A 14,646-nucleotide genomic window follows, 5' to 3' on the forward strand; every position below is an offset into this window, starting at 1 on the left:
GTGTAGGCGTACATGCTGGGCGTCCAGGTGGAGACGACGCCGGGGGAGGCGCCGTGCAGGATCATCGGTTCGGTGAAGAGCTGGAGCGAGCTCCTCGACCACGTCCAGCCGCTCGATCATCCGCTGGGTCTGCCGGGCCTTGGAGGCCTGCTTCTCGGTGGACTCGGCGCGCTGCGCCTTTCCGATCTTGTCGTTGTCGGAGGACTTGCGGCGGGCGTTGCGCACGCCGTGCTCCATCCAGCCGCGCTGCATCCGGGCCCGGGCCTCCAGCCCGGCCTTGGTGTCGGCGTACTCGTCGTACTCCTCGCGGGCGTGCCGGCGGGCCACCGCGCGCTCCTCCAGGTACGCCTCGTAGCCGCCGCCGTACAGGTTGACCTGCTGCTGGTGCAGGTCCAGCTCCAGCACCTTGGTGACGGTGCGGGCCAGGAACTCGCGGTCGTGGCTGATCAGCACGGTGCCCGCGCGCAGGCCCTTGACGAAGGCCTCCAGCCGCTCCAGGCCGTCGAGGTCGAGGTCGTTGGTGGGCTCGTCGAGCAGGAAGACGTCGTAGCGGGAGAGCAGCAGCGAGGCGAGGCCGGCCCGGGCGGCCTGGCCGCCGGACAGCGCCGTCATCGGCAGGTCGAGCGAGACCTTCAGACCGAGCGAGTCGGCGACCTCCTCGGCGCGCTCCTCCAGGTCGGCGCCGCCCAGCTCCAGCCAGCGGTCCAGGCTCGCCGCGTACGCGTCGTCGGCGCCCGGGCGGCCCTCGACCAGGCCCTCGGTGGCCTCGTCCAGCGCGGTCTGCGCGGCCGCCACGCCGGTGCGGCGGGCCAGGAAGTCGCGCACCGACTCGCCCTCGCGCCGCTCCGGCTCCTGTGGCAGGTGGCCGATGTTGGCGGTCGCCGGGCTGAGCCGCAGCGAACCGCCCTCGGGGGTGTCCAGCCCGGCCAGCAGCCGCAGCAGCGTCGACTTGCCGGCGCCGTTCACGCCGACCAGGCCGATCACGTCACCGGGGGCGACGACCAGGTCCAGGCCGGAGAAGAGGGTGCGTTCGCCGTGACCGGCGGCGAGGTCCTTGACTACGAGTGTGGCGCTCATGATGAGCCCGATTGTAGGAGGAGCGGGCCGGGTGGCGGAAAAGCCCGGGGCCGCGGCGCGGCTGCCGCGGCCCCGGGGACCGGCCACGCGGGCCGGTCAGGACCTACCGGACCCGGGAGGCCACCCGGACCTCGGCGGTGCTCCGGGCCTCGGTGGTGCCCCTGGCCTCGGTGGTCACTTCGACTTCTTCGAGAAGTAGTCGAACATCCGGGCCGCCACGTCGTCCAGGTACGGGCCGGCCTCCCAGGTGCTGGCGCCGTTGCCGATCGAGGTGTCGCTGACCAGGGCCGGCTTGCCGTCCTTGGTCGCGACCCAGCCGCCGCCGCTGCTGCCGCCGGTCATGTTGCAGCCGATCATCAGCATCGCCGGGCGGCTCGGGTCGCCGGTCTTCTTCGCCGGCTTCCCGCTGTCGCAGTGGTCCAGCTCGACGCCGTCGAACGGCTTGCCGGCCGGGTAGCCGTAGGCGCTGACGCTGTTGAACTGCTCACGCGGGGCGTTGAACCAGATTGGCACGGAGCCGCCGACGGTCTCCTCCAGCGACTTGCCGTTGCCGCCCGGGTTGGCGACCTTGATGATCCCGAAGTCGTACTGGCTCCACGGGCCGCCGTGCTCCGGGTCGGCCTCGGCCGACCACTGCGGCGAGACCATGCCGGCGGTCGCGCCCCACTCGCCGTACGGCTCGGCGTCGGTCTCGTTGGCCTGCTTGCCGCCGCTCAGCAGGCCGTTGCTGTTGTAGGCCGGGGCGAAGGAGATGTTGGTGTAGTACTGGCCGCCCTTGCCGCCGTTCAGGCAGTGGCTGGCGGTCCAGACCAGGTTGCTCTTGCCGGGGTTGGCCGGGTCGGAGACGACGGTGCCGGAGCACACGTAGTCCTCGTTCCCGTCCTTGAAGAAGAGCTTGCCGTTGACGTGCAGGTTCTTCGCGAACGGGTGCTGGGTCGGCTTGGCCTCGATGACGGTGGGCAGCGCGTCGCCGGTGCTCGGGGGCTGGGCGGTGGTGGGCTGCGCCGGGGCCGGGGTGGCCGGCTTCGAGGTCGGCTGGGCCGGGGCCGCGCCGGTCGGCTGGGCCGGCGGCTGCGTCGGGTCGGGCTGCGGCTGCGGCATCGGCTTGGGCTTGGCGTTCAGGATCCGCTGCAGGGTCCAGTAGCCCTTGACCGCCGGAGCGATCACGTTCTGCTGGGCCCACTTGTCCCAGTCCTCGAACTTCCAGGTCTTCAGCTCTTCGGCGGTCGGCAGCTTGATCGGTGCTGCGCCCGGCTTGCCGGTGGCGCCGGCCGCGACCGTCGGAGCCGTGGTCCGGGCCACGACCGGGTCGCTGTTGTCCGGGCCGCACGCGGTCGCGGCCAGCACGGTCAGCGCGGCGACGGAGGCGCCCAGGACGGCACGGCTCGGCCGGTACATCGGTGACATGAGTTCAAATCCCCCTGTGAATAACCGCCATGCGACCCCTTCCTCGGGTACGGCTCCGGGGAGCCGCAGGCATGGCAGGGGAGGAGTCTGCCATGCGGATAAAGGCCTCCTTACGCACACCCCCGGACTGGGGAGGGGCCGTCACCGGATGGGCACCGGACCGGCACCCGCCCTCCTCCGGGCGCCCGGAATCCGGTCGGGCGGCCGCTTCCCGGTGCGTGTCCAGGGTGCTTCCCGGTGCGCCGAAATTCGGTTGCCCGCGTCCGGCGCCGTGCGTAGCGTGGACGGAGTCACCAGCCAGACAAGGAGAAGGCCGTTGCTCTACTGAGGTCCTGAGACACCGCCCCCGCCGCGCAGGCCCTTCGCCGCGCGGTGTGCGAGTGTGCGACCTCAGTCACGGCCCCGTGGCGAGCCCGATCCGGCTGATCCGGATCCGCCCCGCCCTCCCCCCGGCCGTACCGGTCCGTACCCGCGGTGTCTCCCCGTGTTGCTCATCGTTCCCTTCGGCAACCACCCGGGAGGCCCTCCATGGCACAACCCACCACCGCCGTCCTCTGCACCGATCTCACCTTCGAGTGGCCCGACGGCAAGCCCGTCCTGGACGGCTTCCACCTCGCCGTCGGCCCCGGCCGCACCGGCCTGATCGGGCTCAACGGCGCCGGCAAGTCCACCCTGCTGCGGCTGATCGCCGGCGAGCTGACCCCGACCGGCGGCACCGTCCGGGTCGACGGCGAACTCGGCTACCTGCCCCAGGGGTCGACGCTGGACACCACCGTGCGGGTGGACGAGGCGCTCGGCATCCGGGCCACCCGCGAGGCTCTGCACGCCATCGAGTCGGGGGACTCCGACCAGCGCCACTTCGACGCCGTCGGCGACGACTGGGACGTCGAGGAGCGCGCCCGCGCCACCCTCGACCGGCTCGGCCTGCACCGCCTCGGCCTCGACCGCACCACCGGGGAGCTCTCCGGCGGCGAGGCCGTCCTGCTGCGCCTCGCCGCCCTGCTGCTGCGCCGCCCCGACGTCCTGCTGCTCGACGAGCCCACCAACAACCTGGACCGGACGGCCCGGGAGCGGCTCTACGAGACGGTCGCCGGCTGGCACGGCGTCATGCTGATCGTCAGCCACGACCGCGAACTGCTCCAGCACGTCGACCAGATCGCCGACCTGCGGGACGGCGTGGTCACCTGGTACGGCGGCAACTTCGCCGAGTACGAGCGCACCCTCGCCGCCCAGCAGGAGACCGCCGAGCGGCTGCTGCGCAACGCCGAGGCCGACGTCGAGCGCCAGAAACGGGACTTGACCGAGGCCCGCACCCGGCTGGACCGCAGCGCCAGCTACGGCAAGAAGCGCGCGGTCACCCGCAACGACCCGCACATCTTCGCGGGCAAGCTCAAACGCCAGGGCCAGGAGACGGCCGGGCGGCTCCAGGGCATGCACACCGAGCGGCTGGAGGAGGCCCGGCAGCGGCTCACCGCCGCCGAGGAGGCGGTGCGCGACGACGCCGAGATCCGGATCGACCTGCCGCGCACGGCCGTCCCGGTCGGGCGCACCGTGCTCACCCTGCAGAAGGTCCGGCTGCCCTACGGCACCACCGCCGACCTCGACCTGCGCGGCCCTGAGCGGATCGCCCTGGTCGGCCGCAACGGCTCCGGCAAGACCACCCTGCTGCGCACCATCGCGGGCGAACTCGCCCCGCTGGAGGGCGAGGTCAGTACCCCGGTGCCGTTGCGCCACCTGCCGCAGCGGCTCGACCTGCTGGACGACAAGCTGACCGTGGCGGAGAACGTCAAGCTGTTCGCCCCCGCCGCCGGGGACAACGCGATCCGTGCCCGGCTGGCCCGCTTCCTGTTCCGCGGCGGCCGGGCCGACCAGCCCGCCGCGACCCTCTCCGGCGGCGAGCGGTTCCGGGCCACCCTGGCCGCGCTGCTGCTGGCCGACCCGCCGCCGCAGCTGCTGCTGCTCGACGAGCCGACCAACAATCTGGACCTCGCCAGCGTCCGCCAGCTCACCCAGGCGCTCGCCGCCTACCAGGGCGCGCTGATCGTGGCCAGCCACGACGTGCCGTTCCTGCGCGGCCTGGGCCTCACCCGGTGGCTGGAGCTGGACGGCGAACTGCGGGGGGTGGATCCGATGTAGCCGGCACGGCACGGCGCGGGCGGCCGCCGCCGGGGTGGCCGGTACGGCGCGGGCTGCCTCGCCCGCGATGCGGCCGCTACTGCTCGCCGAGGACGCGGCGGGCCGTGCTCAGGGCGGAGTCCTTGAGCCCGGCCGGCTCGTCATCGGTGAACACCGGCGTGCGGATGTCCGGCGGGATGCCGGGGCCGTCGAAGGTGCTGCCGTCGGGCGTGAGGTACTTCTCGTTCGGCAGCACCACCATGAAGTCCGGCGAGAGGGTCTTGATCAGCACGTCGGAGAAGACGCCCTGGGTGTTCTCGCCGATCCGGACGACGTGCGGGGAACGGCCCATCAGGGTCTGGGTGAAGGTCTCGGCGGCGCTGATCGACAGCGAGGAGGTGAGCAGGGCGACGGGGCCGGTGAAGTGCTCGGTGTGCGCGGGCCGCACCACGACCGGCTGCGGCCGGGTGAACTTCGTGGGGTCGGCCGGGTCGTCGCGGGCCACCTTGCGGTAGGCGACGTACGGGCGGTCGGTGAGCCGGGCGGCGATCTGCTGCCCGAGCGCGTCCGAGCCGCCGCCGTTCAGCCGGACGTCGATCACCAGGCCGTTGAGCCGGTCGGGGTCGGCGAGCAGGGCGTCCAGCGCCCGGTCGAGCTCCTTGGCCTGGGCGGCGAACCCGCCGGTCGCGTAGCCGTCGAAGCCGCTCACCCGCAGGTAGCCGACGCCGCCCGGGAGCCGGCCCACGCCCAGCCGGCTCACCCCCTGCTCGTTGACGGCGAACTCCTGTTCAGGGCCGGTCAGTTGTGCGTCGACGGCCTTGCGGGCCGCGTCCCGTAGGGCGGGCGTCGACTTCAACGAGCCGTCGCGCCGGCCGGAGTAGACGCCGGTCGGGCCGGTACTGGTCACCCGGGCCAGACCGGTGTGCGCGTCCTTGAGCGGGGTCAGCAGGTCGATGAAGATCTGCTGGAGCTGGTCGGTGGTGGTCGCCGGAGTGATCTTCGCGCGCTGCTCGTCGCGGGCCGCGTGCCAGTCGATCCCCTTGGCGGCGAAGAAGGGGTAGTTCTCCTCGAAGGTCTCCCAGAACCGGTCGAAGACCGCGAGCGGGTCGTTGGGGGCGGGCCGGGTGCACAGCGCCGGCAGCGCGTCCAGGCGGCGCAGCGTCTTGCTGCCCGTCCCGCCCTCCTCGACGTCGATCGCCCGGCGCCCGCCCGGCTGCGGGGTGAGGGTGAGGGCGTTGTCGCCCAGGACGTACCGGACGGTGCCGTCCCGGCCGGGGGCGCCGTCCTGCGTCCCGGTGACCCACCCCGGCACGCAGCTGTGCGTCGTCACGTCGTAGGTGACCAGGCTGCTCCCGGAGACCACGGCCACCAGGCCGTACCCGTCCATCTGCCAGACCCCCTGGAGGGACCTGCCCCGCCTGTCCTGGCCGTCGGCCTGCGTCGCGGCCACCCCCGGCGCCGCCACCGCGACCGTCGTCGCGAGCGCCACCGCCGTGGCCGCCACCGTCCTGCCCACTGCCGCTCTGCCCATTGCCGCCCCGCTCGCCGCAGTCCTGCTCGCCGCGGCCCTGCCCACTGCCCTGCGCGTCATCTCCGGCCTCCGCCGAACCGCCCGGCCTCCCCCGCGGAACCGTTCCGCCGCCTTGCCTCCGACGCTACGGCGGCCCCCACCGACCCGGCGTCATCCCGCGCGCCCGACCCCCGCCCGACTTGGGGGCTACCCGCGGCTGCGCCGAAACCACTCCGCGGGGGTATCGACAGCAAACCCTTTTGACGGCGGGTGAAAATCCTCCGTTGATGGTCCCAACTCCGGTGCGCTCCAGTACCATCGGCGCCATGCCTGCGCTCAACATCGAGTACACGGAGCACGAGCTCGCCGCGATCCGCGAGGCCGCCGCCGCGGACGGTAAGAGCATCAAGGCGTACATCCACGACCTGAGCGTGCGGGAGCAGCAGCGGCGGGTGTTCGTGGACCACGCGGTGGCGTTCTGGAAGTCGCACCGGGCGGAGTTCGACGCCGCGTTCCCGGAGGACGCGCCGGCGGCGTGAACGGCGCGGCGGGGGTGCGGGGATGATGCTGTTCCACGTCGACCTGCGCTGGCTGCTCGACGTGCAGGAGCTGGCCTCGCCGGAGGACCTCAGCGTGCGGGACTACTCCGCGCTCCAGGCCGCCGTCGCCCGGCACCGGGTGAACACCGCGCAACTCGGCCACGACGCCGACGCCGCCTGGTGCGCGGCCACCCTGATGCACACCATCGTGCTGCTGCGCCCCTTGCCGGTGCGCAACAACCTGTACGCCTGCATGACGACGGCCGCGTACATGCACGCGGCCAAGGAGGGCGCAGACCCGCCGTACGGGGCGCTGGTCGAGCTGGCCCGCGACATCGCGGCGGGCGGGGCGGACGTGTTCGCGGCGGCCGACCGGATCCGCTCCTGGCGGATCTGAGGCCGGCCGCCGCGCGGACGGTCACCCGGGAAAGGGCGTCCCCGGAAAGCGCCTCTGTGAAAGGGCGCCCTGGGGAAGAGGCGCCCCCGGGGAGGCCGTCATCCGTGCCCGGGCATTCAGGACTTGGCGGACCTCAGCTTGCCCGCGACCAGCGTTCCCAGCCGGTCCAGCCCGACCACGGCGGCGGCCAGCACCACGAACTCGACCGTCAGCAGGGCTATCTGGCCCCAGACGTAGCCGTAGCCCTTGGTGGTGGGGTCGAAGAAGAAGTAGGGGTAGGGCGTCGGGTAGTCGTCGAACAGCGCGTTCCGGGCGAGCACGATCGCCGCGTAGCCGAGCGGGAAGGCCAGCCAGAGCGGGATGTCCTTCCAGGCCGCCGCGTTGCGCGGCTTCAGCACCAGCCAGTCGGCGATCACCATCACCGGCGTCACGTAGTGCAGGAAGAACGACGACCAGTGCGCGAGCTTGTCCGGCCCGCTGACCAGCCCGGGCAGCGGGTTGGCGCCGTGCTGGAGCAGGACGTGCGAGACCAGACCGGTGATCAGGATGTACAGGGTGGCGGCGCCGCGCAGCCGGGGTGCGGGCGCGTCCACGGTGTCGCGCTTGAGCATCCAGTACACGGCGCCGATGAAGTAGCCGAGCACGATGACGTTGCTCTGCACGGTGAAGAACACCAGCGGCGCGGTTCCGAGGGTCAGGCCGAGGCCCGCCGAGAGCACGATGCCCATGCGCCACCACAGCGCGGGGTGGGTCCGGACTGTCATGCGGCCACCAGTTCGTTTCAGGCGATACGGGAGGTATCGGACGGCTAAGGGGGAACGCCGCACTCTACTCGCAGGTAGCAGCGGGACGGAAGAAACGGTCCTGCTCAGGGCGGTGGCCAGGTCGGCCGCTCGGCTCAGGCCATCCGGTGGATCAGCCGGTCCTCGTCGTCGGTGCGGCCGTCAGGGTCCGGCAGCAGCCCGAGCCGCTCGGCGAGCCGGCGGGACGGCACGTTGTCCGGGTGGATCAGGGCGACCACCGGCACGCCGGGGAAGCGCGGCAGCGCCTCCGCCATCGCCGCCCGGGCCGCCTCGGCGGCGTAGCCCAGGCCCCAGGCGGACGGCCGGAAGCGGTAGTAGAGGTTGAACACCCGCTCGCCGTCCAGCGTGTGCAGGTAGAGCCCGGAGAACCCGATGACCGCCTCCGGCTCCTCCCGGGTGGACACGGTGCAGTACCCCACCCCGTCCCGCGCCCAGTCGGCGACGAAGCCGTCCAGCATCTCCCGGCTCGCCGCCAGGTCGCGGTGGGGCCCGTTGGGGTTGTACCGGTTGGTCTCCGGATCCCCGTGGATCGCGAACACCGCCTCCACGTCCCCCTCCTGGGGCCGGCCGAGCACCAGCCGCTCGGAGGCGGTGACGATCGTGCGGATGGCGTGTCCGGTGGCGTGTCCGGTGGCGTGTCCGGTGGTGGTCATGGCGTTTCCCCCGTGTCGTTCGTAATAGGTCTACCGCACCATAGGCCATTACCCCGACAGTCGCCCGACCATTTCCGCTCACCCGCCCCGGCTACGGGATCGGCTCACGCCCGGTCGCCTTGCCCCCGGCGGTGAGGAACCGGCGCAGTCGCTCGGGCGGCAGGCGGCGGCGAAGTCCTCGGCGGCGGTGTTCATGGTGGGGGAGGAGGTCTTGTTACCGGCGGGTCGCTTCTCTATCATCGCGGGTGTTACAGCTTTACTGTCAAACCCAGAAGGGTTCTGCAGCCAGTGCGTGACACGAGCAGTCCGCCGGGCGCCACGGCCACCGGCCCCGGCCCGTTGGCGGGGGTGCGGGTGGTCGAGCTCGCGGGGATCGGGCCGGGGCCGTTCGCGGCGATGCTGCTGGCCGACCTGGGCGCCGACGTGGTGCGGGTGGACCGGCCGGATCCGTCGCCGCTGGGCATCGATCCGGCGTACGACGTGACCAACCGGAACAAGCGGTCGGTGCTGGTCGACCTCAAGTCCCCGGCGGGGCCCGGCCTGGTGCTGGACCTGGTCGAGCGGGCGGACCTGCTGATCGAGGGCTACCGGCCCGGGGTCGCGGAGCGGCTCGGGGTCGGGCCGCAGGACTGCCTGGCCCGCAACCCGGCGCTGGTGTACGGGCGGATGACCGGGTGGGGGCAGCAGGGGCCGCGCGCCGCCAGTGCCGGGCACGACCTCGGGTACGCGGCGGTGGCCGGGGTGCTCGGCCTGGTCGCGGGGCCGGGCGGGCCCGAGGAGGCGCCCGGCATCCCGGCCAACCTGCTGGGCGACTACGCGGGCGGCTCGCTCTACCTGGTCGTCGGTCTGCTCGCCGGGCTGCACCACGCCAGGAGCACCGGCGCCGGCCAGGTCGTCGACGCCGCGATCGTGGACGGCGCGGCGCACCTGTCCAGCATGCTGTGGGGGCTGCTCGCGGCCGGCCACTGGCAGGACCGCCGGGGCGCCAACCTGCTGGACGGCGGCGCGCCGTTCTACGCGGTCTACCGGGCGGCCGACGGCGGACACCTGGCCGTGGGGGCGCTGGAGCCGCAGTTCTACGCCGAGTTCGCCCGGCTGCTGGAACTCGGCCCGCAGGCGCCCGGGCAGTACGACCTGGCCCGCTGGCCCGAACTGCGGGCCCTGATCGCCGACCGCTTCGCCACCCGGACCAGGGCCGAGTGGGAGGCCGTCTTCGCCGGTTCCGACGCCTGCGTGGAGCCCGTGCTGACGATGCGTCAGGCAACCCGGGAGGAGCACCTGTTGGCGCGCGGCACCTACGTCGAGGCGGGCGGTGTCACCCAGCCCGCCCCCGCCCCGCGCTTCTCCGCCACCCCCGGTGCGCTGCGCCGCCCGCCGGCCCGGCCGGGTGCGGACACCGCCGAGGTGGCCCGCGACTGGGCCGTCCCGTCCCTCAACTCCGATGCAGGACAAGGAGCGTAGCGTTGCAGCGCGAGATCTTCACCGAGCAGCACGAGGACTTCCGGGCCGCCGTGCGGGCCTTCCTCGCCAAGGAGGTGCTGCCGCACTACGACCGCTGGGAGAAGGCCGGCATCGTCGACCGCTCCGCCTGGCTGGCGGCCGGCCGCCAGGGCCTGCTCGGGATGGCCGTCCCCGAGGAGTACGGCGGCGGGGGCGCCCCGGACTTCCGCTACGCCGCCGTGCTGGCCGAGGAGTTCGCCCGGGCCGGCGCCTCCGGGCTGGCGATCGGCCTGCACAACGACATCATCGGCCCCTACCTCACCTCGCTCGCCACCGAGGAGCAGAAGCGCCGCTGGCTGCCCGGCTTCTGCAGCGGCGAGCTGATCACCGCGATCGCGATGACCGAGCCCGGCACCGGCTCCGACCTCCAGGGCATCCGCACCCAGGCCGTCGACCGGGGCGACCACTACCTGCTCAACGGCGCCAAGACCTTCATCTCCAACGGCATCCTTGCCGACCTGGTGGTCGTGGTCGCCCGCACCACCCCCGAGGGCGGCGCGCACGGGCTGAGCCTGCTGGTCGTCGAGCGCGGCACGCCCGGCTTCGAGCGCGGCCGCAACCTGGACAAGATCGGCCAGAAGTCCCAGGACACTGCCGAGTTGTTCTTCGAGGACGTCCGGGTGCCGAAGGAGAACCTGCTCGGCGAGCTCAACGGCGGCTTCGTCCACCTGATGCAGAACCTCGCCCAGGAGCGGCTGACCATCGCGGCCGCGGCGATCGCCGGCGCCGAGTACCTGGTCGAGATCACCACCGACTACGTCAAGCAGCGCGAGGCCTTCGGCCGCCCGCTGGCCAAGCTCCAGCACGTGCGCTTCGAGATCGCCGAACTCGCCACCGAGTGCGCCGTCACCCGGGCCTTCGTCGACCGCTGCATCACCGAGCACAACCGCTACGCGCTCACCCCGGCGGACGCCTCGATGGCCAAGTGGTGGGCCACCGAACTGCAGAAGCGCACCGCCGATCGCTGCCTCCAACTGCACGGCGGCTACGGGTACATGAGCGAGTTCCCGGTCGCCCGGGCGTTCACCGACGGCCGGATCCAGACCATCTACGGCGGCACCACCGAGATCATGAAGGAGATCGTCGGCCGGTCCATCCTCGGCTGAGGCCTCCCGCGAACCCCCCTGCCCCGAAAGGCGTTTGACCGTGACCACCGAAGCGTACGTCTACGACGCGATCCGCACCCCGCGCGGCCGGGGCAAGGCCACCGGCTCGCTGCACGGCACCAAGCCGATCGACCTCGTCGTCGGCCTGATCCACGAACTGCGCAATCGGCACCCCGAGCTGGACCCGGCGGCGATCGACGACATCGTGCTCGGCGTGGTCAGCCCGGTCGGCGACCAGGGCTCCGACATCGCCCGGATCGCGGCCATCGCGGCCGGCCTGCCCGACACGGTGGCCGGCGTCCAGGAGAACCGCTTCTGCGCCTCCGGGCTGGAGGCCGTCAACCTGGCCGCCGCCAAGGTCCGTTCGGGCTGGGAGGACCTCATCCTGGCCGGCGGCGTCGAGTCGATGTCCCGGGTCAAGATGGCCTCCGACGGCGGCGCCTGGTTCGCGGACCCGATGACCGCGTACGAGACCAACTTCGTCCCGCAGGGCATCGGCGCCGACCTGATCGCCACCATCGAGGGCCTCTCCCGCACCGACGTGGACGCCTTCGCCGCCGAATCCCAGGCCCGCGCCGCCAAGGCGCAGGCGGACGGCCTGTTCGACCGCTCGGTGGTCCCGGTCCGCGACCGCAACGGCCTGGTCGTGCTGGAGCGCGACGAGTTCATCCGCCCCGGCACCACCGTCGAGACCCTGGCCGGCCTCAAGCCCTCCTTCGCCGGCATCGGCGAGGCCGGTGGCTTCGACGCCGTCGCCCTGCAGAAGTACCACTGGGTCGAGGCCATCGACCACGTCCACCACGCCGGCAACTCCTCCGGCATCGTCGACGGCGCCGCGCTCGTCGCCATCGGCAGCCGGGAGATCGGCGAGCGGTACGGGCTGCGCCCGCGCGCCCGGATCGTCTCCGCCGCCGTCTCCGGCTCCGAGCCCACCATCATGCTCACCGGCCCCGCCCCGGCCACCCGCAAGGCGCTCGCCAAGGCCGGGCTCACCGCCGCCGACATCGACCTGGTCGAGATCAACGAGGCCTTCGCGGCGGTCGCCCTGCGCTTCATCCGCGAACTGGGCTTCCGGCCGGATCAGGTCAACGTCAACGGCGGCGCGATCGCCCTCGGCCACCCGCTCGGCGCCACCGGCGCGATGCTGCTCGGCACCGTGATCGACGAGTTGGAGCGGCGCGACCTGCGCTACGGCCTGATCACCCTGTGCGTGGGCGGCGGCATGGGCGTCGCCACCATCGTCGAGCGCATCTGACCCACTGTCCCTCGGATCCCCTCGGAGACCCTGAACTCATGAGCGACACCACCACCATCCGCTGGGAGCAGGACCAGGACGGCGTGGTCACCCTCGTCCTCGACGACCCGACCCAGTCCGTCAACACCATGAACGAGGCCTTCACCACCGACCTCGACGCCGTCGTCGACCGGCTGGCCGGCCTCGCCGCCGCCGACGGGCTGCGCGGCGTGATCGTCACCTCCGGGAAGAAGACCTTCTTCGCCGGGGGAGACCTCCGGCTGCTCTCCGCCGCCCGCCCCGAGGACGCCGCCGCCGTCTTCGAGAAGTCCCAGCGGATCAAGCGCGCGCTGCGCAGGCTGGAGACCCTCGGCAAGCCGGTCGTCGCCGCCGTCAACGGCAGCGCGCTCGGCGGCGGCCTGGAGATCGCCCTCGCCTGCCACCACCGGATCGCCCTGGACAACCCCGCCAGCCGGCTCGGCCTGCCCGAGGTCACCCTCGGCCTGCTGCCGGGCGGCGGCGGAGTGGTCCGCACCGTACGGCTGTTCGGCATCACCGACGCCCTGCTGAAGTTCCTCCTGGAGGGCCGCCAGTACCGTCCGGCGCAGGCCCTGGGACACGGACTCGTCCACGAACTCGTCGCCACCCCGGAGGAGTTGACCGCCCGGGCGCGGTCCTGGATCGAGGCCAACCCGACCGCCGTCCAGCCCTGGGACGTCAAGGGCCACAAGATCCCCGGCGGCACCCCCGCGACCCCGGCGTTCGCCGCCAACCTGCCCGCCTTCCCGGCCAACCTGCGTAAGCAGCTGAACGGCGCGCCCTACCCGGCCCCGCGCAACATCCTGGCCGCCGCCGTGGAGAGCGCCCAGGTCGACATCGACACCGCGATGGCGATCGAGGCCCGCTACTTCACCGAGCTCGCCTGCGGACAGACCAGCAAGAACATGATCCAGGCGCTGTTCTTCGACCTCCAGGCGGTCAACTCCGGCGCCGGCCGCCCCCAGGGCGTCGAGAAGCGGCTCGTCCGCAAGGTCGCCGTGCTCGGCGCCGGGATGATGGGCGCGGGCATCGCCTACACCTGCGCCAAGGCCGGCATCGAGGTCGTGCTCAAGGACGTGAGCATGGCCGCCGCCGAACGCGGCAAGGCCTACTCCGCCGGGCTGCTGGACAAGGCGATCGCCCGCGGCCGCTCCACCGAGGCCAAGCGGGACGCGCTGCTCGCCCGGATCACCCCCACCGCCGAGGCCGCGGACCTGGCCGGCTGCGACGCGGTGATCGAGGCCGTCTTCGAGAACACCGAGCTCAAGCACAAGGTGTTCCAGGAGGTCGAGGGCGTCCTCGCCCCCGACGCGCTGCTCTGCTCCAACACCTCCACCCTGCCGATCGGGCTGCTCGCCGAAGGCGTCGAGCGCACCGCGGACTTCATCGGACTGCACTTCTTCTCCCCGGTCGACAAGATGCGCCTGGTCGAGATCATCCGCGGCCCGCAGACCGGCGACGAGGCCCTCGCCCGCGCCTTCGACCTGGTCCGGCAGATCGACCGGACCCCGATCGTGGTCAACGACTCGCGCGGCTTCTTCACCTCGCGGGTCATCGGCCAGTTCCTCAACGAGGGCGTCGCCATGGTCGGCGAGGGCGTCCCCCCGGCCAGCATCGAGCAGGCCGCCGCCCAGGCCGGCTACCCCGCCAAGGTGCTCTCGCTGATGGACGAGCTCACCCTCACCCTGCCGCGCAAGATCCGCGACGAGTACCGGCGCGCGGTCGAGGCCGCCGGCGGCAGCTGGACGCCCCACCCGGCCGACGCGGTGGTCGACCGGATGGTCGACGAGTTCGGCCGCCCCGGGCGCAGCGGCGGCGCCGGCTTCTACGAGTACGGCGAGGACGGCAAGCGCGGGCGGCTCTGGCCGGGGCTGCGCGAGCACTTCGGCGAGCCGGCCGCGGACCTCCCCTTCGCGGACCTCCCCTTCGCGGACCTCCCCTCCGAGGGCCTCCCCTTCGAGGACCTCAAGGAGCGGATGCTGTTCAGCGAGGCGCTGGACTCGGTGCGCTGCCTGGAGGAGGGCGTGCTGACCTCGGTCGCCGACGCCAACGTGGGCTCCATCCTCGGCATCGGCTTCCCGGCCTGGACGGGCGGCGTGTTCCAGTACATCAACGGGTACGAGGGCGGCCCGGCCGGCTTCGCGGCCCGGGCCCGCGAACTCGCCGCCGCCTACGGCGAACGGTTCGCGCCGCCGGCGCTGCTGGAGCGGATCGCGGCGGAGGGGCGCACCTTCACCGACTGACCGTCAGTCCTGAGCGGGTGGGG

12 protein-coding genes are annotated in these 14,646 nt (G+C 72.8%); 7 read left to right on the forward strand and 5 right to left on the reverse strand.

What is annotated here, in order from left to right; all coding sequences use genetic code 11:
• Window positions 1–1,077 (reverse strand): ATP-binding cassette domain-containing protein (locus ACFVHI_RS19585; RefSeq protein ID WP_380341035.1); only part of this gene is annotated, 1,077 nt, incomplete at its 3' end.
• Between the two features lie 174 nt (window positions 1,078–1,251).
• Window positions 1,252–2,484 (reverse strand): trypsin-like serine peptidase, encoded by a 1,233-nt coding sequence (locus ACFVHI_RS19590; protein WP_380341037.1) that lies wholly within the window; start codon window positions 2,482–2,484, stop codon window positions 1,252–1,254.
• A gap of 528 nt (window positions 2,485–3,012) precedes the next feature.
• Between ACFVHI_RS19590 and ACFVHI_RS19595 the strand changes: the two genes are divergently transcribed.
• A complete protein-coding gene (locus ACFVHI_RS19595; protein ID WP_380341040.1) occupies window positions 3,013–4,620 on the forward strand; it encodes an ABC-F family ATP-binding cassette domain-containing protein in 1,608 nt (535 codons plus the stop codon).
• Between the two features lie 76 nt (window positions 4,621–4,696).
• On the opposite strand, the gene ACFVHI_RS19600 is transcribed toward ACFVHI_RS19595, so the two are convergent.
• Entirely contained in the window at window positions 4,697–6,130 is a 1,434-nt protein-coding gene (locus tag ACFVHI_RS19600; RefSeq protein WP_063347009.1) for a S41 family peptidase, read from the reverse strand.
• Between the two features lie 305 nt (window positions 6,131–6,435).
• Here ACFVHI_RS19600 and ACFVHI_RS19605 point away from each other — a divergent pair, with 305 nt between their 5' ends.
• Complete coding sequence (locus ACFVHI_RS19605) at window positions 6,436–6,648, forward strand: hypothetical protein (RefSeq protein ID WP_063351004.1); 213 nt, start codon at window positions 6,436–6,438, stop codon at window positions 6,646–6,648.
• Between the two features lie 25 nt (window positions 6,649–6,673).
• A complete protein-coding gene (locus ACFVHI_RS19610) occupies window positions 6,674–7,045 on the forward strand; it encodes a toxin Doc (RefSeq protein ID WP_380341152.1) in 372 nt (123 codons plus the stop codon).
• Window positions 7,046–7,161: 116 nt separating this feature from the next.
• Here ACFVHI_RS19610 and ACFVHI_RS19615 read toward each other — a convergent pair whose 3' ends face one another.
• Window positions 7,162–7,809: a Pr6Pr family membrane protein gene (locus ACFVHI_RS19615; RefSeq protein WP_380341044.1), complete on the reverse strand. Its 648-nt coding sequence runs from the start codon at window positions 7,807–7,809 to the stop codon at window positions 7,162–7,164.
• Window positions 7,810–7,943: 134 nt separating this feature from the next.
• Entirely contained in the window at window positions 7,944–8,501 is a 558-nt protein-coding gene (locus ACFVHI_RS19620) for a GNAT family N-acetyltransferase (RefSeq protein ID WP_380341047.1), read from the reverse strand.
• 288 nt (window positions 8,502–8,789) lie between these two features.
• Between ACFVHI_RS19620 and ACFVHI_RS19625 the strand changes: the two genes are divergently transcribed.
• Genes ACFVHI_RS19625 through ACFVHI_RS19640 form a run of 4 tightly spaced genes read left to right on the forward strand, consistent with a single transcriptional unit; the run spans window position 8,790 to window position 14,623 of the window.
• Window positions 8,790–9,962, forward strand: coding sequence for a CaiB/BaiF CoA transferase family protein (locus ACFVHI_RS19625; protein ID WP_380341050.1), 1,173 nt, complete (start codon window positions 8,790–8,792; stop codon window positions 9,960–9,962).
• A 2-nt stretch (window positions 9,963–9,964) separates the two neighbouring features.
• Window positions 9,965–11,107 carry an acyl-CoA dehydrogenase family protein gene (locus ACFVHI_RS19630; RefSeq protein WP_363371204.1) on the forward strand — a complete coding sequence of 381 codons (1,143 nt, stop codon included), beginning with the start codon at window positions 9,965–9,967 and terminating at the stop codon, window positions 11,105–11,107.
• Between the two features lie 40 nt (window positions 11,108–11,147).
• Entirely contained in the window at window positions 11,148–12,362 is a 1,215-nt protein-coding gene (locus ACFVHI_RS19635; RefSeq protein WP_380341053.1) for an acetyl-CoA C-acetyltransferase, read from the forward strand.
• A 38-nt stretch (window positions 12,363–12,400) separates the two neighbouring features.
• Window positions 12,401–14,623, forward strand: coding sequence for a 3-hydroxyacyl-CoA dehydrogenase NAD-binding domain-containing protein (locus tag ACFVHI_RS19640; RefSeq protein WP_380341056.1), 2,223 nt, complete (start codon window positions 12,401–12,403; stop codon window positions 14,621–14,623).
• The last annotated feature ends 23 nt before the right edge of the window (window positions 14,624–14,646 follow it).

It is taken from the genome of Kitasatospora sp. NPDC127121, from assembly GCF_042677305.1.
Classification (GTDB): Bacteria; Actinomycetota; Actinomycetes; order Streptomycetales; family Streptomycetaceae; genus Kitasatospora.